At 44.7% G+C, this 22,615-nt stretch carries 14 protein-coding genes; 8 read left to right on the top strand and 6 right to left on the bottom strand.

What is annotated here, in order from left to right; genetic code table 11:
* Positions 1-145 precede the first annotated feature (145 nt).
* The 4 genes from ABWT76_RS14575 to ABWT76_RS14590 all read left to right on the top strand — a co-directional run bounded on the left by ABWT76_RS14575 (position 146) and on the right by ABWT76_RS14590 (position 9,439).
* Complete coding sequence (locus ABWT76_RS14575) at positions 146-5,707, top strand: AAA family ATPase (protein WP_354636321.1); 5,562 nt, start codon at positions 146-148, stop codon at positions 5,705-5,707.
* A gap of 63 nt (positions 5,708-5,770) precedes the next feature.
* Complete coding sequence (proB, locus tag ABWT76_RS14580) at positions 5,771-6,877, top strand: glutamate 5-kinase (RefSeq protein WP_054465053.1); 1,107 nt, start codon at positions 5,771-5,773, stop codon at positions 6,875-6,877.
* Positions 6,878-7,047: 170 nt separating this feature from the next.
* Positions 7,048-8,241: an ATP-binding protein gene (locus ABWT76_RS14585; protein ID WP_054464933.1), complete on the top strand. Its 1,194-nt coding sequence runs from the start codon at positions 7,048-7,050 to the stop codon at positions 8,239-8,241.
* Between the two features lie 184 nt (positions 8,242-8,425).
* Complete coding sequence (locus ABWT76_RS14590; protein WP_082348743.1) at positions 8,426-9,439, top strand: RluA family pseudouridine synthase; 1,014 nt, start codon at positions 8,426-8,428, stop codon at positions 9,437-9,439.
* Between the two features lie 234 nt (positions 9,440-9,673).
* Here ABWT76_RS14590 and ABWT76_RS14595 read toward each other — a convergent pair whose 3' ends face one another.
* Entirely contained in the window at positions 9,674-10,429 is a 756-nt protein-coding gene (locus ABWT76_RS14595; RefSeq protein WP_054464932.1) for a phycobilisome rod-core linker polypeptide, read from the bottom strand.
* Positions 10,430-11,725: 1,296 nt separating this feature from the next.
* Here ABWT76_RS14595 and ABWT76_RS14600 point away from each other — a divergent pair.
* On the top strand, positions 11,726-12,559 hold the full coding sequence (locus ABWT76_RS14600; RefSeq protein WP_190877658.1) for a FeoA family protein: 834 nt from the start codon (positions 11,726-11,728) through the stop codon (positions 12,557-12,559).
* Between the two features lie 68 nt (positions 12,560-12,627).
* Positions 12,628-14,961: a Fe(2+) transporter permease subunit FeoB gene (feoB, locus tag ABWT76_RS14605; RefSeq protein ID WP_375341526.1), complete on the top strand. Its 2,334-nt coding sequence runs from the start codon at positions 12,628-12,630 to the stop codon at positions 14,959-14,961.
* A 337-nt stretch (positions 14,962-15,298) separates the two neighbouring features.
* Here feoB and ABWT76_RS14610 read toward each other — a convergent pair whose 3' ends face one another.
* Positions 15,299-15,856 carry a DUF3124 domain-containing protein gene (locus ABWT76_RS14610; RefSeq protein WP_054464930.1) on the bottom strand — a complete coding sequence of 186 codons (558 nt, stop codon included), beginning with the start codon at positions 15,854-15,856 and terminating at the stop codon, positions 15,299-15,301.
* Between the two features lie 45 nt (positions 15,857-15,901).
* On the opposite strand from ABWT76_RS14610, the gene ABWT76_RS14615 reads away from it, so the two are divergent.
* On the top strand, positions 15,902-16,591 hold the full coding sequence (locus tag ABWT76_RS14615; RefSeq protein WP_354636323.1) for a TrkA family potassium uptake protein: 690 nt from the start codon (positions 15,902-15,904) through the stop codon (positions 16,589-16,591).
* Positions 16,592-16,595: 4 nt separating this feature from the next.
* On the opposite strand, the gene ABWT76_RS14620 is transcribed toward ABWT76_RS14615, so the two are convergent.
* Entirely contained in the window at positions 16,596-18,155 is a 1,560-nt protein-coding gene (locus tag ABWT76_RS14620) for a sodium:proton antiporter (protein ID WP_054464928.1), read from the bottom strand.
* 361 nt (positions 18,156-18,516) lie between these two features.
* Here ABWT76_RS14620 and ABWT76_RS14625 point away from each other — a divergent pair, with 361 nt between their 5' ends.
* A complete protein-coding gene (locus tag ABWT76_RS14625; RefSeq protein WP_054464927.1) occupies positions 18,517-18,741 on the top strand; it encodes a FeoC-like transcriptional regulator in 225 nt (74 codons plus the stop codon).
* A gap of 80 nt (positions 18,742-18,821) precedes the next feature.
* Here ABWT76_RS14625 and ABWT76_RS14630 read toward each other — a convergent pair whose 3' ends face one another.
* The 3 genes from ABWT76_RS14630 to ABWT76_RS14640 form a co-directional block, all read right to left on the bottom strand.
* On the bottom strand, positions 18,822-19,157 hold the full coding sequence (locus ABWT76_RS14630; RefSeq protein WP_231636612.1) for a DUF5132 domain-containing protein: 336 nt from the start codon (positions 19,155-19,157) through the stop codon (positions 18,822-18,824).
* Positions 19,158-19,386: 229 nt separating this feature from the next.
* Entirely contained in the window at positions 19,387-21,750 is a 2,364-nt protein-coding gene (locus ABWT76_RS14635; RefSeq protein ID WP_354636324.1) for an HAD-IC family P-type ATPase, read from the bottom strand.
* A gap of 63 nt (positions 21,751-21,813) precedes the next feature.
* Positions 21,814-22,389 carry a metal ABC transporter ATPase gene (locus ABWT76_RS14640; protein WP_199317283.1) on the bottom strand — a complete coding sequence of 192 codons (576 nt, stop codon included), beginning with the start codon at positions 22,387-22,389 and terminating at the stop codon, positions 21,814-21,816.
* Between the last annotated feature and the right edge of the window lie 226 nt (positions 22,390-22,615).

Raw genomic sequence — 22,615 nt, forward strand, 5'->3', positions numbered from 1 at the left:
ATTTAGGGTGCTTCTCATAAATTTCTCACTGTTTGATAGCTGTTTGATCACTGTTTGATCGCTGTTTCATCATTGCTTTGCTCTCGGCCTCGCCACTACCGCAACCATCTTATCGATATAACCCTTAAATCACCAGAACCCACTCATGCTAAATCTACCCGGTTATCAGATTCTTGAGCAAATTTACGACAGTCACAAGTCTCGCGTGTACAAAGGCTGCCGCGATGAAGACAGTCAGCCTGTGATCCTGAAATTACTCAAACAAGATTATCCCACCCCAAAGGATATCAGTAGATATCAACAAGAATTTGAGATTCTATATAATTTAAATATCGACAGTGTTGTCCAAGCCTACGCCCTCAAATCCTATCAAAATACTTTAGTGATTGTTTTGGAGGACTTTGGCGGGATTTCCTTGAGTGATTACTTGCAAACACAACATTTTACCCTAGAACAATTTTTCCCATTAGCAATCAAAATTACTGAAACTATCGGGGAAATTCATGGGGCTCATGTAATTCATAAGGATCTTAATCCTTCCAATATTGTCTGGAATCAAGCTACCAATGAAATCAAAATTATTGACTTTGGCATTTCTAGCAGAATTGCTGAACCGACCAATGGCAGTAAACCAACCGCAACAACTTTAGAGGGGACGATCATCTATATGTCTCCAGAGCAAACCGGACGGATGAATCGAAGTGTGGACTATCGCACCGATTTTTATTCTCTGGGGATGACTTTTTATGAAATGCTGACTGGGCAATTGCCTTTTCAAATCACCGACCTCACGGATCATATCGAGTTGGTACATTGTCATATTGCTAAACAGCCAGTGCCTGCCCACAAAATTAATCCAGATATCCCGAAATCGGTGTCAGATATTATCCTCAAATTATTGGCGAAAACCCCTGAAGAAAGATATCAAAGTGCGTGGGGTCTGCGAGAAGATTTAGCCCGCTGTTTAAGAGAAATAGAAAATTCTGGGGCGATCGCCGAGTTTACTTTGGGAACCCAAGATATTTCAGAACAGTTTCATCTACCCCAAAAACTCTATGGCCGAGAATTAGAAATTAAAACCCTGCTTAATGCATTTGACCGAGTGGTTCAGGGAGAAAAATCCCTGGTGATCCTTTCTGGAGAAACCGGAATTGGCAAGTCATCATTGGTGCAAGAAATTTATCAATCAATTACCCAAAAGCAAGGTTATTTACTGACCGGCAAATTCGCTGCCAATCAGCCGGAACGGTCAGACAGTGCCAGACCCCCCGGAAGATCCCTCCAGGGAATTCCCCAAGCTTTTGCTGGGTTAATTCGGCAACTCCTGACCGAAAGTCAAGCCCAACTGAACCACTGGCAAACTAAACTCAGGGAAGTTTTGGCCGATCAAGTCCAAATCATCATGGAGATCATTCCCGAATTAAAACTGATGCTGAATCAGCCAGAGAATCCTCTCACCATTGACCCCAATTACCTTACCGATTCCCCGGAAATTGAAGGTGATCTCACGGGCAATCTGTATCGGGAGCAGATGGATCGAGTCTGGTTAAATTTTATTCGGGTATTTTGCCATCAAGCGCATCCCCTGGTGATTTTTCTGGACGAGATCCACTGGGCTGAGTCAGGAATTTTGAAACTGCTGGAGATGATTATGCTCGATCCCGAAATCGAGCATCTTTTGCTGATCTTGGCTTATCGAGAGTATGAAACCGTAGAAACCCGTGAAATGCCCCTGGATGGTTTCCATCAATATTTAGAAACCCTTCAGCAAGCACAGATTAGAATTGATTACCTCAGACTTAATCCCTTAACTTATGAGCAAATTATCAATTTGATGGCCGAAACCTTGCAGCAACACGATGATTCGGTCAAGTCTTTGGCCGGAATTGTCTTCTGGAAAACAGCGGGAATCCCTTGTTTAGTCCGGCAATTTCTCAAAACCTTGTATGAAGAAAAATTACTGAAATTTGAATATCACAAATCCCCAGGGAAAACTGTACAAAAGCCGCGCTGGACATGGGACATTGAACAAGTAAAATCCATAGAACTTGCCAATGCAATATCGGAATTGCCCGTTTATCAGTTGAGGAAATTACCAGAAGCCACTCAACAAGTGTTACATTTAGCCGCTTGTTTGGGTAATTCGTTTGATTTACAGACTTTATCGCGGCTTTATGAAAAACCTATTCGAGAAACTTTTGAGGTTCTTTGGCCGGGAATTCAAGAAGGGTTTATTTTGCCTCAGTCAGAACTGGAAACCATCGAGATAGAAGCCCATGATACTTTTTTGTTGTTTGAGGAATTTAAATTTTGTTCTCATCGAGTCCAACAAGCTGCTTCGGAAATGATTGAAAAGGAGGAAATTCAGAAAAAAATTAATTTAAAAATTGGCAATTTTCTCAAATCTCAAAATTTAATTAACTCTAAAAAGCAGTTGTTTCAAATTGTAGAAAATTTAAATAATGCCAAAGATTTGATTGTCGATCGAAGCGATCAAATTGAGTTAGCCGAGTTAAATTTAAAAGCAGCTAAATCCAGCAAAGCCCAGAACGATTATGATCTCGCCAGAGAATACTTAACCAATGCCCGGTTTTTCTTGAACCCGGACAACTGCTGGGAAAATCATTATGAGTTGGCGATCGATCTCTATAAAATGTTCGCCGAAGTGGAATTAGCCACCGACCGATTTGATCAAGCTGAAGATCATCTCTATTTGCTGATTGAAAAATTAAAGTATCCCATAGAAAAATCAGAAATAGCTTACCAGATCATCCAACATTACTGGCAAGTGTCTAAACATAAACAAGCGATTCTTTTAGGCAGAAAAGCTTTGAAATGGTTGGGAATAGAAATCCCCAATTCAGAAGAAGATATTTGCCAGCAAATTACTGAGGAAGTTCACCGGATAAATAAGTATTTATCCAGTCGGTCGATTGAAAATTTGATTAGTCAAGATCCGCCAATTAATTTAGCCAAACAAATGCTAATTAAATTATTGACTACCTTGTCTTTAGCCGCGAAACCCATCAGTCAAAACTTATTTGACTTGCTGATCGTCCTATCGGTGCATTTGAGTGTGCAATATGGTCATCTCCCAGAATCTGCTTATGCTTATGCGGCTTATAGCGTGATTTTAGCGGCGGTATTTGACGATGATCGCTCCAGCCATGAGTTTGGGGAACTGGCGTTTAGCTTGAGCAAAAAGCTGCACGATCCCATATGCCAATGCTTAACCTACAATTTGTATGCGAATGCCATCAGTATTTGGTTTAAGCCCATCAGTTTTGCCAATTCTATTAATACTCAGGGATATGAAATTGCCCGCGAAGCGAGAGATTTAGGATTAGCACGAGATTTCTTGATGAATCAATGTGTGAACTATTTCTATCAAGGAAAATTTTTGGCTCACTTGATGGCCGATTTAAATCACTGTCTTGAATTGAATTATAGTGGTTCTAGCCGGTGGACTACCGAGTCCATTTTAGCCAGTGAGATGGCGATCGCAAACTTAACCGGACAAACCAGCGATCAATTCACCTTTGCCACCAGGAAATATAGTGAAGATGAATATTTAAACTCGGAAAATTACCACCAAGATTTAGCCGGAGTGTCTTTGTATAAACTGTATAAAATGCAGATTTTATACTTGTATGAAGATTACAAAAACGCATTAAAATTAGCTGAAAATTTAGAAAAACTTATTAATTATTTACGAGGTACTATTGCTAAATTTGAGTATATTTTCTATTACTCACTGATTTTATCCAGTTTATATAAAAAAGTTTCTGACGACCAAAAAGTAAACTTTTTAATGCGGTTAGTCAATTACCAGAAGATCCTAAAAAAATGGGAGCAAAACTGTCCAGATAATTTTCGCGCCAAATTTTTATTAGTCAAAGCCGAAATAGCTCGAATCAACGGAAATATAGTTGAGGCGATGAATTCCTACGATTATGCGATTCAATTAGTTCAAGGCCATGAATATATCCAAATCAGAGCTTTGGCAGATGAACTCGCCGCTAAGTTTTGGCTAGAACAAAAAAAAGAAGCTTTTGCCACCCTGTATCTAGAAAAAGCTCGCGCTTGTTACCAAATTTGGGGTGCCAAACGGAAGGTAGAGGACTTAGAGTCAAAATATGCCGCATTCTTGCCGATGAACCCGGCAGAGAAAGCCAAGGTGATCGATCAAATCAAACCCTCTAGTACCTTGTCTAGTCCTTTAGTGAGTACCCTATCCCGTACCACCACTTATATGTCATCGAATAGCGAGGTGGCAATTCTGGATTTGGCAACGGTGATGAAAGCATCCCAAGCGATTTCCCAGGAAATTGTTTTGGACAAATTGCTAGAAAAATTAATGAAAATTCTGATGGAAAATGCCGGGGCGCAGAAAGGCTTTCTCATTTTGGAAAGTCAAGGTAAACTGCTGATTGAAGCGGCAGGAACTATGGTGACAGATACCCTAAAAGAATCCAGCATTCCTGACCTCACGATTCAGGTGTTGCAGTCAATTTATATCGAAGAAAGTGACCCAGAAGCCGCGAAGATACCAATGGCAATTGTTAACTATGTAGCCCGGACTAAAGAAAATGTGGTTTTGCGTGATGCCACTCAATTGGGCAAAGAATTTTCTGCCTTAGAAGAGTCTTCATCCATTACGGATCTGTACCGACAATTTATCAATGATCCTTATCTACAAAAATATCAGACCAAGTCAATTCTCTGTGCGCCTTTGATGAGTAAAGGAGAACTTTATGGCATTATCTATATGGAAAATAATTTGACGCCAGGGGCTTTTACTCCCGATCGCCTGGAAATGTTAAATTTGCTTTCCAGTCAAGCGGCGATTTCTATTGAAAATTCTCGCTACTATACGGAGATGGCGGCATTAAATAAAGCTTATGAACGCTTTGTTCCCCGTCAGTTTCTCCATTTCTTAAAAAAGAAAAGTATCGTAGATGTTCAGTTAGGGGATAATGTCCAACAGGAGATGTCGGTGTTATTTTCTGATATTCGGGCTTTTACCACCCTTTCGGAAAGTTTAACCCCCGCAGAAAATTTTAAGTTTATTAATTCTTATTTAAGTAGTATGGAACCCGCGATCGTGGAGAATAACGGGTTTATTGATAAATATATTGGCGATGCGATTATGGCCTTGTTCCCTGGTGGAGCCGATGATTCCGTGGAAGCAGCAATTTCTATGCTCAGACGCCTTTGGGAATATAATCAAGGACGAGAAAGGGCTGGTTATGTACCGATTGAAATTGGCATCGGTATCAATACCGGGGATTTGATGTTGGGCACCGTGGGGGGCAATTCCCGCATGGATAGTACGGTGATTAGTGATGCGGTTAATTTAGCTTCTCGTTTAGAAGGTTTAACAAAAATCTATGGGGTGTCGTTGTTAATTTCCCATCAGACTTTTTTACGTTTGTCTAATGCCACGAATTATAATATTCGGATTATTGAGCGGTTAAAAGTTAAAGGCAAGTCCCATGAAGTAGCTGTGTTTGAGGTGTTTGATGGTGATGAACCCGAATTGCGCGAACAAAAGTTGATGACATCCAGTTTATTTGAAGAGGCATTGATGCTGTATTATCGTAAGGCTTATCAGGAAGCGGAAAAGTTATTTCAAGATTGTTTACGCCAATGTCCGAAGGATCGGGCGATTCGGGTTTATCTGGAACGTTGTCAATCTAATTTGTAGCGGGTTTTGGCGTTATAGCTTTTTCAAGATTTGCAAGGTAAGGAGTTTAAGGGCTTGAACGGATTGCATCAAACGATTGTAGTGAAAATTGGCACCTCTAGTCTGACTACGGATAGCGGTCACCTGGCGATCGCTACCATTGCCAGTTTGGTCGATACTTTAAGCGCTTTACGTCGGCAGGGACACCGGGTGATTTTAGTCTCTTCTGGGGCCGTGGGCATTGGTTGTGCCCGCTTGGGTCTGCGGGAAAGACCGAAAACCATTGTCGGCAAACAAGCGATCGCTGCGGTGGGACAAGGGCGACTGATGCGAGTTTATGATGATTTGTTCACATTGCAACAACAGGCGATCGCGCAAATTCTCCTCACCCGTAACGACCTGGTACAACGGCGCCGCTATCTCAACGCTTCCAATACCCTCAAAGAACTGCTGCGTCTCGAAGTCATTCCCGTGGTCAACGAAAATGACACCGTAGCCGTTGAAGAACTCAAATTTGGCGACAATGACACCCTTTCCGCAATGGTCGCCAGTTTAGTTGAAGCCGATTGGCTATTTTTATTGACCGATGTAGATCAACTCTACTCCGCAGACCCGCGCAGCAACCCCAACGCCCAACCGATCTCCCTGGTGCAAAGTCTCGACGAACTCAAAGAATTACAAGTGGAAACTGGGGGGGCTGGGAGTAACTGGGGCACGGGCGGTATGGCCACGAAAATTCAAGCCGCCCGCATTGCCACCAGTGCTGGAGTCCGCACCGTGATTATGTCCTCTGCGGTTCCCGGCAATATCTCCAAAGTCTTAGCCGGAGAAAGCATTGGCACTCAATTTGCCCCCCAACTGCATACCAATAATGCTCGCAAACGCTGGATTGCTTATGGATTAATTCCCAATGGCAAATTGTATTTAGATTCCGGGGCAATTAAAGCAATTTGCGATCGCGGTAAATCTTTGTTAGCCGCTGGAATTACTCAAATTGAAGGAGATTTTCAAGCATCCGATGCTGTGGTACTATGTGAAGCAGAAGGAAAAGAAGTCGCCAGAGGACTGGTTAACTATAGTAGTGTTGAACTCCAAAAAATTCGGGGCTGTAAATCAGAAGCAATTCCGGAGATTTTAGGGTATGTGGGTGCAGAAACCATCATTCACCGCGATAACTTAGTCTTGATTTAACTTTCCCTCCAATCGACCAATCACGGGTAATTCTTCCTCGTGGCAATCAGGATCCGCATGGGTCGGCGGTGATTAGCTAAAATGGCGCTATTTTTTTGGCGAGAAATAGCCGCTATTTTAGGGTAAATATCCCTAAATATTTCATTAGATTGCCGAGGAAATAACCGCTTATGATCCGCCAAAATCCGCCGAACCAACCGCCGTCCAGCCAAGCATCAGATGCGGCGAAATCCAAAGGAAAAGTTTTGATTGTTGACGATATCCCCAGCTGCTTACGCCTCTTGTCCCAAATGTTGCAAGATCGTGGCTATGAAGTGATCAATGCCCTAAGTGGGAAAATTGCTTTAAATCAAGTAAAATTAGCCATGCCCGATGTAATTTTGCTGGATATTATTATGCCAGAAATATCCGGATATGAAGTCTGTCAGCGACTCAAATCTAATCCCAAGACAGCCGATATTCCCATTATTTTCTTGACGGCGTCTACGGATTTACCAGAAAAAATTCAGGCATTTAAAGTCGGAGGCGATGATTATGTCACTAAGCCTTTTTACATTCAAGAGGTGCTTTTACGGATTGAACATCAACTCACCCTGAAGCAGCAGCAAAAACAACTAAATTATCTGAATCAACAATTGCGCCAATCTAATGAAGAATTAGCCGAATTTTCATTATTTTTATATCACGAATTGCAATCGCCTTTACAAACCATAATTGGTTTTATGGGATTAGTTTCAGCCCAATCTGAATGCTTTGATAATACAACTAAAAAATATCTCAACTATATTGCCCAAGCCAGCGAGCAGATGCATGATTTTATTTCATATTTGCTGACTTATTCCAGAATTGAAAATATTAAACCAGAATTAGAAATGGTTGACTGTCAAGCGGCGATCGCCCAAGTTTTACATAATTTACAGGGGGCGATCACCGAAACTGGTGCAGTAATTTGTATTGGTTCTAACCCAGGGTCAAGTCAAAGTCAGTCCACTATTTTGCCCAAGGTTATGGGCAATGCTGTGCAACTGGAACAAGTATTTCAAAACTTAATTGAAAATGCCATTAAATTTGCCCGCCCCAACATTCCGCCGCAAATCCAAATAACCTGCCAACCGGATTCCAATGGTGAATTAATATTTTCTATCCATGACAATGGTATTGGCATCGATCCAGCCAATTTTGACCGAATTTTTCAAGTATTTCAACGAATAGAAACGGTGAAAAATTATCCCGGTACAGGTCTGGGTCTTTCTATTTGTAAAAAAATTATCGAGCGGCATGGCGGGAAAATTTGGGTAGAATCAGAATTAGGCTGTGGCAGTACCTTTTATTTTACCCTCCCGGCTTCATCAAACTCCAGTTAAATATTTAAAATTTTAGTTTACTCCGCGATCCGGCGGGGATTAAAATCCCCGCCTCATAGCGCAAGTCGGTTAAAACCGACTAATCATGCTTGTATTTATGGTAATTTCAGTCGGTTTTAACCGACTGTAGGGGTCAACGGCCGTTGACCCCTACAGGCGGGAAGACGATTCCCAGGCGGGGTTAATGTGGTTTATTCATCTAAAAACCGCTGTAAGAATAGCTGATACTGAAAGGAGACAGTTAAAAACCTTGACCAATTCTGAGTTAGAAATTTATCTAGAAGTGCCCCATGATGCTACCAGCGATCGCCTGGATATTTGGGTATCGGAACAACTACCGGATATCTCCCGGAACCGCGTACAAAAAATTATTCAAGACGGTGGTGTGCGGGTGAATGGAGAGGTCTGTCAGTTAAAAAAAAGCCAACTTAAACCGGGCGATCGCCTAGCCATTACCATTCCCCCAGCGCAACCCTTAGAATTAGCGTCCGAGGAAATTCCCCTGGACATTCTTTATGAAGACGATCACTTATTAATTATTAATAAACCAGCAGGCATGGTGGTGCATCCAGCCCCCGGTCATCACGGAGGCACCCTAGTCAATGCCTTACTTGCCCATTGTCCCGATTCTTTAGCCGGAATTGGGGGAGTCCAACGTCCGGGGATTGTGCATCGTTTGGACAAAGAAACTACTGGCGCGATCGCGATCGCCAAAACCGACCAGGCCCATATTCACCTGCAAGGACAAATTCAAGCCAAAACTGCCCGTCGGGAATACTTGGGCGTCGTCTACGGCACCCCCCGCGAAGCAAGTGGCACCATTAATTTACCCATTGGTCGTCATCCCATCGATCGCAAAAAACAGGCGATCGTCCCCGTCGAAAAAGGTGGTCGAGTCGCCATCACCCACTGGCAAATCCAAGAACGTCTGGGCAACTACACCCTCATCCATTTTCAACTGGAAACCGGACGCACCCATCAAATCCGGGTGCATAGCGCCCATATTGGGCATCCCATTGTTGGCGATACCATCTATGGCAAAGGGCGATCGGTTGGCGTCAACCTCCCCGGTCAAGCTTTACACGCATGGCGACTCACCTTGCAACATCCCATTACCGGAGAAGCGATCGAAGTCTGTGCCCCCTTGCCAAAACCCTTCCAAACCCTGCTGCAAGTCCTCCGCAACAGACAACCATAAAAATCAGAAACCTGGGATCAAAAAATATCCGTAAGGGCGAAGCATTTTGGTCAAAATTTGGGCATTTTTCCCAGCATTGTGGCCAAAATGCTTCGCCCCTACAGGGGTAAATTATTCAGCAGAAAAACCCGACAAACATAAAAATCAGGAACCAGGGATCAAAAATTGAGAGATTCCTCCCAATTCCTCAGCCCTCGTTCCTGATTGATCGGTAATAATTAGCGTAAAAATCGCTTACTTACGAGGCACCAACGCCAAGTAATTCATATTGCTGGTGGACACTCTTGGGGTAGTGACTTCCCGTGGAGCCACTTCGCGAGCCATACCGAGATACAAGGAGGGATTTCCAGCTTTCGGCTGCTGTTCTTGGGGGATAAACCGACGCACCACGTTTTGCCAAACGATTTGGGGGAAACCCAGTTGTCCGCGATGGTATTCGCCATAGCGAGGAGTATCGAGGTTAAAGGGAGTTTCACCAGTAGCACGTTGTGGCAAAATCCGCCGCCGTTGGTAAGGCACCGTATCAAAGCCAAAGTTACTCAGGTATTCATCGCTACCCAGCAAAGCATCCACAAATCCTTGAATGCCTTTTTGGGCTACCACGATCGACCACGCGATTTTCTCGCGCTCATTGTAAACATCGCGACCCAAAACCCGCTGCACACAGATTTGGACAAAGCGATAGTTGCTATTGGTTTCATAGTTCAGCCGACGGAAAGAATCCGACAACAGCAGGCCACGAATGAAATCGCGCACTGTAATCTGACAATTTCTTAGCTGAGATTCCAGGAATTTTTGACGAGTAGTCGATAAAATTTGGTGTTCGCTGAAAATTTGGCGATAAGCTGCCCAAATCAACTCATCCATTTCAGTAGAACTGGGAGTATTTTCAGTGGTATAGATCATGGGTTGCTCTTCACTGGCAACCTCATATCCCACAACCCGCTGATTTTGGGATGTGTAGGAATACTCTAGCAAAGGAAGTGACACGTCAGACTCTCCGTTATATCAAGTATGTTATCCGTATATTATCCGTTGTTGGCGATCGCCTACAGTCTTCGTCGAGAAATTCAAGAAATGACTAAGCTTAAGTTGCCAACCCAGTAATCTTACTTTCTCAGTAATCTGCTTGATAACTCTCACAAATGTCTTCTTGATTTTTGCCGAAGATGAGGGTCTACCTGGATAAATAAACAACCGTCATCAATAAGATTAGGGGATTTCAGTCCTCAGCGCGTCATTTTTCTTAGCAAATGCAACAATCTGTAATATTTCTTTCAGTTTTCTGCCCCTCCTGGGTGTGGGGCCGCCATCGGTGTGGGGAGCGGCGGTTCGGCCCTTCGGCTGCGCTCAGGACAGGCTTCGCTCACCGACCGGGGGAGCGGGGGAAAGTGAAAAGTTATGTATTGAAAAGTTGTAGGGGCGAATGGCCATTCGCCCCTACAAGTTAAAAGAAATATCAATATTCACTATTCAATATTCACTATTCACTATTTACTATTTACTATTCACTATTCACTCTTCACTACACCCTACACCCCGAAGGGGCGGATGAAAATATATCACGAGTCACGAATACAAAATAAGCAATTGTTTGAAGTAGTATAAATAATTTTCTATAGATTAAAGGGCAGCCTCCCAGAAAAACTAATATTCGCAATTGCTCTATATATTCTTTTAATATGGTATATAACTTTATAAAGATTAAGTCGTCACAGGGGTATAATCCAAGTGGGGAAGTTCTTGTTTAAAAATAATCAACCCAAGACCATTGACAGAACTTGCAGCCGACCGTTTCCCTGACCCCTGGCAAAATGTAAACATTTATAACAAGCCTAGCCCTGCTAGTGAGAATCTGTTATATCTAAGAAATAGATCTGACTATTGCAAATAATTTTTATTAAGTCCGGCAAGATATTTAATTAAATAAAAGCGCGTCAAGCGAAGCTATCGTGTCAGCGAATCGCCCATCTATCCCCTTCAAACAATGAAATCAACCCAAAACCCTAAAATTAATCCACACCAATGGCGACGCAGCAATATGAATCTGGGGAATGAATTGGACTGCAAGTACAGCAGCCTTTCCTGAGTCTGTCCTGAATAAACATCATCGCCCTCGGTGCGACAAACTGCTGATGAGTGGGTGAGATGAGTAAGTGACTAAAAATTTAGCAATTTAAATGTATGCATCATCTAGCCGCGAAGCTGGAAAACCTAGAATTGAATAAGTTTTGACTGCGATCGTTCTGAATACCTAACGACTAAAAGAGAAGAGGGAATCTTTGTATGAGTTTATTGACAATTATTATGAATAACCGACTCTGGAAGTGGCTCAGTCTAAATCCGGTGAGTCAGCCGTCGCCAAAGAACCAGCCAGAAAAGACTTGGGGGTTTACGTTTTATGGGGAAACCCCGCATGGGTTAAAAGATTCCCTGAAGAATTTGAATTGCGAGAACTCCAGCGAGTCGTTTTCCCTGGATCGGTTACAGCAAGAGTCAAACCAAGATATAGAAAAGGGTTTGGCCTTTTTTCCTCTGGCGATGTTGCATCCGCAACGCTACGCGATGTTGCATCCGCAACGCTGCGCGATCGCACATCCAGGCGATCGCCTATTGATTGTGCAAATCAACGGATCCCCGGAAACCGAACACAACCTGATGGATATGGGATTATGTCTGGGCAAGGAAATTCAGTTGGTCAGCGTGACGGATACGGGTTCGGTGATTGTGGCATTAGGCGGTCGCTCCCTTGGTCTTGGGGCAACTCAAGCGCAGCAAATTATGGTGACAAAGGTAATTTTAATGAATTCCCAACCCACGAAAATCGAACGCACTCAAGTCAAACCCTCTGACTTGCAAAACCAAAAACCATCGTCAATCAAAAATATCTGCTTGGGAGACTTGACCCAAGGTGCCAAAGGACGGGTTTTAGGCTACCAAGAAGTTACTCGTGGCTATAAAGGCAAATTGTTAGCAATGGGTCTGACTCCGGGGACAGAATTTGCGATTACCCGCTATGCACCCCTGGGCGACCCTGTAGAAATTCGCGTCCGTGGTTTTAGCCTGAGTTTGCGTCAATCGGAAGCGGCAGCCCTACTGGTCGAGGAGGTCTGCGAGTGAATCAGCGATCGACTGCCTCAACCACAAACGATCGAACTCGGTCAACGATACAGGGGACGCAGACTGCGATTATTGGCATCGTGGGCAACCCCAACTGCGGCAAAACTTGCTTATTTAATGCCTTAACCGGGGCAAACCAACGGGTCGGCAACTGGCCCGGTGTCACCGTTGAGCGCAAAGAAGGGGAATATGTCTACAACGGCACCAAAATCACTCTGGTTGATCTGCCCGGAGTCTATTCTCTGGATGCGGAAGATGGAGAAACTGGGCTCGATGAGTTGGTAGCGCGAGATTATCTGCTATCCGCAGAGGCGAATTTAATTGTCAATATTATTGATGCTTCTAACTTAGAGCGCAATCTCTACCTGACCACGCAGATTATGGAAATGGGCGTGCCGATTATCCTGGCTTTGAATATGATGGATTTGGCCCGCGACCAGGGATTGCGAATTGATGTGGATGCGTTGGCCGATCGCCTAGGCTGTCCGGTAATTCCCATCAGCGCTATCCGCAAGGAAGGACTGCCCCAGTTGCTCGAAGCCATGTCTCAAGGGTTGCAACAGCCGCCCCGCCCCAAGTCTTATGTGGCTTATCCCCCAGTGATGGAAGAGGCGATCGCTGCTGTGGTGGCTTTACTTCAGGAAAAAAACCCGGATGCGGCGATCGATCGCCGCTGGAAAGCGGTTCAACTCCTGGAATATGAAGATCGCGTCGCCCCGGAAATCCAAAGCCCAGAATTAGATCGCATCGTAGTCAAGCACCGCCGAAAAATTCATCAGGTCTTAAGTGAAGACATCGATATTATTGTGGCGGATAGTCGCTATGGCAGTATTCATAAATTGCTGCAAGGGGCTGCGGAAAGAGAGGGAGAAGTCAGCGTCAAGCTATCGGACAAAATCGATCGCATCCTCCTCAACCGTTGGCTGGGAATTCCCATCTTTGCCTTCATCATGTATCTGATGTTTCTCATCAGCATCAATCTCAGCAGCGTATTTATTGACTTTTTCGATATCTTAGCCCAAACCATATTTGTGGATGGTTTCGGACATCTCCTGAGAACCGTTGGCACTCCCGAATGGTTAGTGGTCTTGCTGGCAGACGGCGCCGGAGGTGGGGTGCAAACCGTGGCCACCTTTATCCCTGTCATCGGCTTAATGTTCTTATGTCTTTCGTTTTTGGAAGACTCTGGCTATATGGCGCGGGCTGCTTTTATGATGGATCGACTGATGCGGATGATTGGTCTGCCCGGAAAGTCCTTTGTCGCCATGATTGTCGGCTTTGGTTGCAATGTCCCCGCGCTGATGTCTACCCGGACATTGGAACATCCGCGCGATCGGCTAATGAGCATTGTAATGACCCCGTTTATGTCCTGTACTGCCCGGTTGCCAGTTTATGCCATCTTTGCCGCCGCCTTTTTTCCCATTGGCGGACAGAATGTAGTCTTTGGTCTTTATTTAATTGGCATTTTGGCCGCCGTATTCACGGGTCTGGTGTTGAAAAATACCTTATTGCCCGGAAAACCCACCCCCTTTGTCATGGAGTTGCCCACCTATCATCTGCCCAGCGTCAAAAGTATGTTATTGCGGACGTGGGATCGCCTCCAAGGGTTTATCATTCGCGCCGGTCAAGTGATTTTATTAATGGTGATGGTCTTGGGGTTGTTAAATTCTGTGGGCACTGACGGATCTTTTGGCAATCAAAGTAATTCCAAATCTGTCTTAGTAGCGACTTCTCAAGCTATTACCCCAATATTAAGGCCGATGGGCATTCAGCAAGATAACTGGCCCGCGACCGTGGGAATTTTTACCGGCATATTTGCCAAAGAAGCCACCGTGGGGACTCTGGACTCGATGTATAGTCAGTTAGCCCAAACCTCACAAACCTCACAAACCTCAGAAAGCGGGTTGCTTGAAGAAACCCGGTTTCTATCTAGAATTGGCGAAGCCTTTGCCACCATTCCCGCAAATTTGGCCACAATTCCGGAGGCATTACTCGACCCTCTGGGACTTTCGGCGGTGGATGACGCCAGTGGTGAGAATACCGCCAATGCTGCATCAGGGTTAGGACGCGGGGCTTTTGGCCAAATGGCGATGCGCTTTCAGACATCCGCTGCGGCTTTTGCTTATATGCTGTTTATCCTGTTGTACTGTCCTTGTGTGGCAGCAGTGGCCACAGTTTATCGGGAAACTAACCTCGGTTGGACGATGTTCGTGATTGGATGGACGACGGGACTTGCCTACTGGTCGGCTACGCTATTTTATCAAGTGGCAACTTTTGCCCAACATCCGATATCTTCTCTCGCTTGGATTTTGGGATTATTAACCGCAATGGGTGGTACTTTTCTGGTGATGAAAAATGTGCGATCGCGTTCCTCCGCAACATCGCGATCGCAGAATAATTAACCGTTTTGGTCTTCTGGGGTGGGGGTAGAAACCCGGTTTCTTGAAGAAACCGGGTTTCTTGCGTCATCTCTATAAACCTGGTTTTTTGGGTCTTCTTTATGCTCGATTAAATTAAGCGTTACGGCGGCTTGATTCATAAAATATGGGTGAAAATCAGGTTTTTGCCGCCTAACACACCCTACGCATTCTCCAACAAAAGAATCCCTACCCAACAACCAACAAAAGAATCCCTACCCAAAGAATCCCTACCCAAAGAATCCCTACCCAAAGAATCCCTACCCAAAGAATCCCTACCCAACAACAAACAACAAACAACAAACAACAAACAACATTAATTCTAAGGACTAGGTTTTTGATAACTTTTGATAACTTTTCCTGGACTAACAAAAGAAATTCCTTGACTGAAATCAGTGCCAATCATCACCGCCTCAACAATCGGTTCGGTTACAACATTCTTGGCCATCCATTCCACAATAAAACTAGCCCCTAAACCAGCAGTAATATTTGTTCTATCAATCACAAATGCCACCGAAGCGAGGGGGTCTAGTTGTGCTGGTTGGGCTAAATATTGCGAAATTAATTCACCTTTGGTATTATAGTAACGAACTGAAGTAATAATAATGGGATGAGTTAGATCGGTGTTACGAATACTCAGGGTGGTGGTTAAGTTGATGCTTCTTTGATCGTTTTCATAATAAATGTATGAATAAGTAGGAACATAAATCGTTTGACTCATCACCGCCTGACTCAAGTCAACCTCTGCCAGCGATCGCAGTGAGGATAAACCATCTATACTCTGAGGTGTTGTCGGTTGTGATTTAGGCAAACTTAGTGATGTACAAGACATCAAAAATAAGGCAAGTATGGCCGAATACAGATAAACCGAAAATTTCATAATTTACCCATTCCTAAAAGTAATTACAAGACAGTCTAAAGAATTATGTACATATTGATTTGTGGTGCTGGCTTAGTTGGGATCAGTTTAGCTCAAAAACTGGTAGAATTAGGTCATACAGTGGGGATCATTGATATCGATCCCAATGCTTGCCGCTATGCCCGAGAACAAATTGGGGTGATGGCCTTTGAAGGCAGTGCGGTTAGTACCGATGTTTTATTAGAAGCAGGAATTCGCAAAGCCAATGCTTTAGCTGCTGTCCTCAGAAGTGATGCCTTGAATTTAGCCCTAGTAACCCTGGCTAAACATTATGGCGTCTCACAAATTCTCAGTCGATTGCGGCATCCTGATTTTGCTCAACCGCTTCGGTTGTCTGGGGCTAGTCATATCATTAGTACCGTAGATTTATCGGTTTCCACAATGGTGAATGCCATTGAATATCCCCAAGTCGAGTCAATGATGCACTTTGAACAAGGACAAATTGAAGTTTTAAAACTCTCGATCGCGGATAATTCCTATGTTGCCGGTCGGACTTTGGCCCAAATTGCTCAAGACGGAAAGTTTCCCAAAGGTTCTCTGATTATAGGCTATCAACCACACCCCAATGAAGATTTAATGATTCCCAATGGCAGCACCATGCTAGAGTCTGGTTCAACGGTCTTAATTGCCACAAAACCAGGACTTTTACGTCCAATTATTGACTTTATGCAAGGTTCAGAATCGCCAAAAAAATAAAGCCTTAATCATCGTCTAATTCGATTAAGTTTTGATCGATTTTATTTAAGCGTTCTTGGACAATTTCTTCTGAGAGAATTCGTTTACGTCTGGCTTCATCCAGTGCGCCTTTTTCTGCCAGCAGCAACCGGCGACGAATCGCATCTATTTTGTGATCCTTTTTCACCGATATCTCATCCCGATCCAGATCGGATCGGTTGTTATAAAAGTCTCGCAGTAACTTTTCTGCTTTAGCAATCTGTACTTGATAATTGGAACGCATTTCTTCATAAATCGATTTCGGCAAAACTCCAGATTTCAGTAAACTATCGAGTTCATCTTGAGCAGCTTTGGCGGTCATTAGTTGTGCTTGCCATTCTTCAATATTTTGTAAGGGGAGTGAACCCTGGGATAATTTTAATTTTTTGACGAACCAAGGCAAGCTCAATCCTTGTCCCAATATCGATAGTAGCACGGTGCCAAAGATCAAGGCAATTAGTTGTTCTCTGCCGACGAAGCTGGCAGGTAAAGTTAGGGGGATGGCCATTGACAACGTACCTTTAATATTGCCTAAAAATAAAACATGTTGCCAGCGTAGAGGGATGGGGCGATCGAATAGACGAACGATCGCTAAGAGAGGATAAACCGATAGCAATCGAGCGACTTGATAGGCAAAAATTGCCAGAAAAATCGCCGGAAGTGTTTGAAAAAAAGTAATTAAGTCAACTTCTAAACCGATGAGCAGAAATAGAAAGCTATTAATAATAAAAGTTACAGTTTCCCAAAAACTACACAAGGTTAAACGAGTTGACGGAGAAACTCTTTGAGAAAGTCCGATGGTTCCCACAATTAACCCGGCTACCAGCACCGCAACAACTCCCGAAACTCCTAAGAATTGACTAATTTGAAAAGCTCCCAAGGCGACGGCGATCGTGAGTAAGCTGCTACTAAGTGGATCGTCAGATTTCACAAATAAAATGGTACTTAAATAACCAATTCCTAAGCCAACTAACGTCCCGCCGACAATGACCACAAATAGTTGTTGCAGACCCCCTAATACGGTGAATTGACCTGTTTGATGTACTTGCAAAATCAGGCTAAATAAGACCAGGGCAACCCCATCATTCATTAAACTTTCTCCTTGTACAATGGTGGAAAGTCGAGAGGGTACGGAGATTTCTTTAAATACGGCGATGATCGAAACTGTATCGGTGATGGCTAAGATGACCCCGGCTAATAGTGCAGAAGTCCAATTAAATCCTAAGCCTAATTTCAAGATTAAGGCAGTGATAAGAGATGATAGAATAACACCAGGACCCGCCAGCATGGCGATCGGTTTAATGGTACTGCGTAGGCGACTAATATCTGTATTGATTGCCGCTTCAAAGACCAGAATAGGCAGAAAAACGTTGAAAATTAAGGAATCATTAAAGCCGATGGGTCTAGGCAGTATTTCGGTGATGGCTAAACCAGCTACAACTAAACCTGTGACATAAGGAACTCGAATCCAACGAGATAGAAGTGCGACACTGGTTGCGACCAATAAAAGAATGACTAAGATTATGACTAAGGAGGAAAAGTCCATGCTGATTAGTATCCTACACCGTTAATATATTGGATAATGATTTTAGAAGAATATAGCGGTTATTATCGTTCGGGAAGTACAGAGGTTTTCTGGATTCCCGCGCGGGAATGACAGGGTTTTTTGTACTTCATAACTCTGACAATTGCTGTATTTCTGCAAATCTGGGATTGACAGTGGATATTCTACAATTTTCGTAGGGTTGAACAGCCGTTAATCCCTACTACTCCCGGACTAGCTATCCGATTCAAAAAGGAAGAAATAAGGAAGAAATTTTGATCAAAAAGTTCCTGATATCGTGTTTATAGAATTATTGTTGATCATGCCTCAATAGTTTACGAACAAATTTACAAGGTTTAAACTGATGATTTTAACTGATATTCAAACCTATCTTGCCGAACATCACCAAGTTGCCCTGATTGACTTGGAGAATCATTTTCACTTAGATGCAAATGCCCTGAGAGGAATGTTACAAAAGTTAATCCATAAGGGACGAGTGAAAAAGCTGGAAATGAATCAAAAATGCGGCCACTGTAACGACTGTGCGCCGGATTGTCTCGAATTTTATCAGTGGTTGGGAAAAGAGTAAGGCTAAATAAAAAACCCGGAAAAAACCCGGAAAAAACCCGGTTTCTTTGAAGAAACCGGGTTTTGTGATGACGGGAAAGATCAGTTTCTATTGGTAGAATTTGCCGCGATCATAGTAGCCGCTTGTTCTTGTTCCGCTTGTACCTCGGCTTTGGCTTCGGCGACTAAATCGCCAATCACTTCCCCGGTTTCCGCGATCGCGCTTACGGATTTTTGATAAAGTGACACACCTGTTTTAATGGTGGCTTTGGCAATAGGTTTGAGCAATGGCACCACCGTAGGTGCCAACACCACCACCCCAAGACCCAGCAGAATAGCTCGCGTTGGGTTGGCTTTGTAGAAATTGGTCATAGAATTGACCAGGGGTATTTGATTCAGTTGATTCAGTTGATCTTGATATTGATTGGGGTTTTCCATTGTTTTTCTCCTGAGAGTTGTTGGTTGTTGGTTGTTGGTTGGGGAGTGGGGAGTGGGGTGTGGGGGAAAGTGAAAAGTGAATAGTGAATAGTGAATAGTGAATAGTGATATTTATGCATAACTTTTCACTTGTACGGGCGAATGGCCATTCGCCCCTACGAATGCATCACTTTCTTCCCCTACACCCTCTCTTCCCCCGCTCCTCCGCTCCTCTGCCCCTCTCTGCCATTTAGCCGGTTAACTGATGCTGAATCAACGGACGGAGGCTATTCAGACCAGCAGCGATCGCCGAACCATTGTGAATCATCGTGGCGACGAGGGGATTGAGTCCCACAGTAGTGGCTAAACCCAATGCCAGTAAGTTTGGCCCGACGACTAAAACGGTATTTTCGGAAATCACCCGTTGGGTATCTTGGGCGATCGCGATCGCCTCTAACAATGCCTCCAAATCATTATTCATCAGCACCACATCAGCGGTTTCCCTGGCGACATGGGAACCATCCTCGAAGGACACCGAGACATCCGCATAAGCTAAGGCGACGGAATCATTCAACCCATCTCCCACAAAAGCCACGGTTTTGCCTGCCCGGTGTAAATCTCGCACAATTCGCGCTTTTTCTTCGGGAAAAGCTTCCGCATGGACGTGACCGGGACTAATGCCCAACTGCTCACCCACTGCCTGAGCCCGCATCTGAGAATCGCCGGTCAGCAAATGCACTTCTATGCCCAAGTCCCGCAAGCGACGAACCAGGGGGGCACTTTCTGGACGCAGGGGATCGGTATAAGAAATCTGGCCTATCAGTTGTCCATCACAGGCAACATAAATTGTTGATTGTTGATTGTTGTTGGTTGGTGGTTGGTGGTTGGTGGTTGTTGGTTGGTGGTTGGTGGTTGTTGGTTGGTTCTCGCACCCCTGCACCTCTGCACCTCTGCACCTCTGCTCCCCTGCACCTCTGCTCCCCTGCACCTCTGCACCTCTGCTCGTTGGCGGCTCCTCTGCTCCTCTGCTCCCCTGCACCCCCGCACAAGAGATCCCCGTTAAGGCTGGCAAATTAATCCCCGCTTCGGCTAAAAGTTTCTGGTTGCCTACCAAGACCGTTTGACCGTCGATTTCGGTACGCACGCCGCTACCGACTTCATAATGCCAGTCTTGGCGTTGGGGGATGGTCAGACCGCGATCGCAGGCTGCCCGGACAATGGCCTCAGCCACAGGGTGAGTAATGCGTTGTTCTGCTGCTGCTGCCAACTGTAACACTCGGTCTGAGGAAAAGCCGTCAGCAACGGAAATCACGTTTGACAGTTGGATATCTCCCTGGGTCAGGGTTCCGGTCTTATCAAACACCATCGTATCTACTTCCGCCAACTGTTCCAAGGTGCGACCACTGCGGACTAAAATCCCATGTCGGGTGGTATGGTTCAATGCCCCTAAGAAAGCGGTGGGAATGGACACGCGAATTCCGGTGACAAAATCCAGGGTAAAAATTGCCGCCACTCGTGCCGGATCGCGGGTAGTCATCAAGACCACTGTGCCCAAGACCAAAACGGGCAGAATCAGGCGATCGGCGATTTTCTCTGCATAGTTCGCCATGCGGGTGTCATGGACTGGGGCTTGACTTAATAGGGCAAGAGATGCTGCCGCCCTGGTTTGATTGCCGACTTTTTCGGCGATCAGCCTTAATTTACCCGATCGCACCAAAGTAGAAGCATAGACATAAGTCCCCACTCCCGCCACAATTGGCATGGATTCCCCGGTTAATTTTTGTTGGTCAACGGTTGCTTCACCGGCTTGGACGGTGCCATCTACGGGAATTTGTTCCCCTGGGTAAACCTGGACGATTTCTCCGACTTGTACCTGGTCGCTCTTAATTTTGACAATTCTATCCTCCCGTACCACCCAAGCAAAATGACCAATAGTATCCAACAGGTCAGCAGTTTGCATCGCCGTAGAACGGGCGGTTTGTTCCCGCAGGACATCGCCGATTCCGTGAAGGGTCATCATCAATGCGGGAGTGATTAATTTCCCTTGAATGGTACTTAAGGAAATTGCCATTAAGTCTAAGCAGTCGATATTCAATCGATGCTCAACAAAAACGCTATTGCTGGCTCGTTGGACGACGGGCAAGACACAAGCCCCCAACACTCCAGCGGCGGCAACTTTCAGCAATGGGTAGGGCCAGCGTTGACTGGCAACCGCCAACAAAGTCGCCAGAATCGGTAAGCGCAGGCTTGACCAGCCCTCATCTTCGTCTTCGGTGTCTGATTCGGCGTTACATTCTGGTTCAGAATTGGTTCCGGGCAGCTTTGCGGAGCAATCTCTCGGTATTAATGGGTTGTCAAAGAAGCGCAAAAAATAATCTGGGGCAGCGATCGCGGCAATACTTTCCGGGCGATATTGGATGGCGATCGAGGCACAAGCCTGATTAATCCGCACGCTGATAATCCGGGGATCGGCTTTGAGGCGATCGGTCAGTTCTTTCGTCGGCTGGGAATTCCATAAAGCAGGCATTCGCAAACGAATGCGTCCCGGAATCGCATGAATCACTTGTACCCCACCAACCAAAGAACTTACATGGAGTACAGAACAATCGGTCATGGCCAGTTTTTCCTACAGATCGCCCCAGTTAACTGAGGCGGCTTGCTAATTTTACAGGGGGATTTAGGCGGGAACTTCGGTTTCAGCGGTCTTAATTAAATTCATTAAACGCAAACCCAACTCCCAATCAGCCAGTTGCCCCGCTTGGTAATTAATCACCAAACAAGAGGCAGCGTAGTTAATCCGCGCACTAATCACATACTCATCATCATTGAGCACTTGTAATAAACGTTTGGCGAATTCAGCATCTTTTTTAGTCCCCTTCATCGAGTCTTGGGGAATTTTTAGCCGCACCCGACCGGGAATCGAATGAATCACCTCATAGCCGCCCCAAGTGGTAGGAGTGCTGGGTTCTCTGCTGAATTGTTGTGTTGCGGCGATCAAATCTGCTTCGGGATTTTTCAGCTTAAACAAAATCTGGCGGCTAATACTTGCCACGAGTAAGTTCACCAGCAGCGCTTGTGCCCCTCGCAGTTGAAAACGACTCGTAATCATCAATCCCAGCACAACTGGGAGAATCATTTCTATTTCCCCATGTTCTGCCAAAAACTCACTAATTTTGAGATCGGTTGTGGCTTCAGAAGTCTGGTTAGTACCGACCCCAGGGGTGGCACCATTTGTGTAAATAGCATTGGTCATTTCTCGTTTCTGTGCTGGTTGTCTCCATGAAGGTAATTTTGATTTCACTATGGGTCTTATTAGGAAATTAATCAGCTAAATGCTTAATTTTTCTACCCAGAGCGCGAAATTTAAATTACAAAACTAGACAACTGAGGACAGCCTCCGTCTAAATTATGCAACGAACTGGATGATTCTCTCCGGGACGCTAGACGAATTAACTCTGGGACGCTAGGTAGGCTATCGG

Origin of the sequence: Planktothricoides raciborskii GIHE-MW2 (assembly GCF_040564635.1) — a bacterium.
Classification (GTDB): Bacteria; Cyanobacteriota; Cyanobacteriia; order Cyanobacteriales; family Laspinemataceae; genus Planktothricoides; species Planktothricoides raciborskii.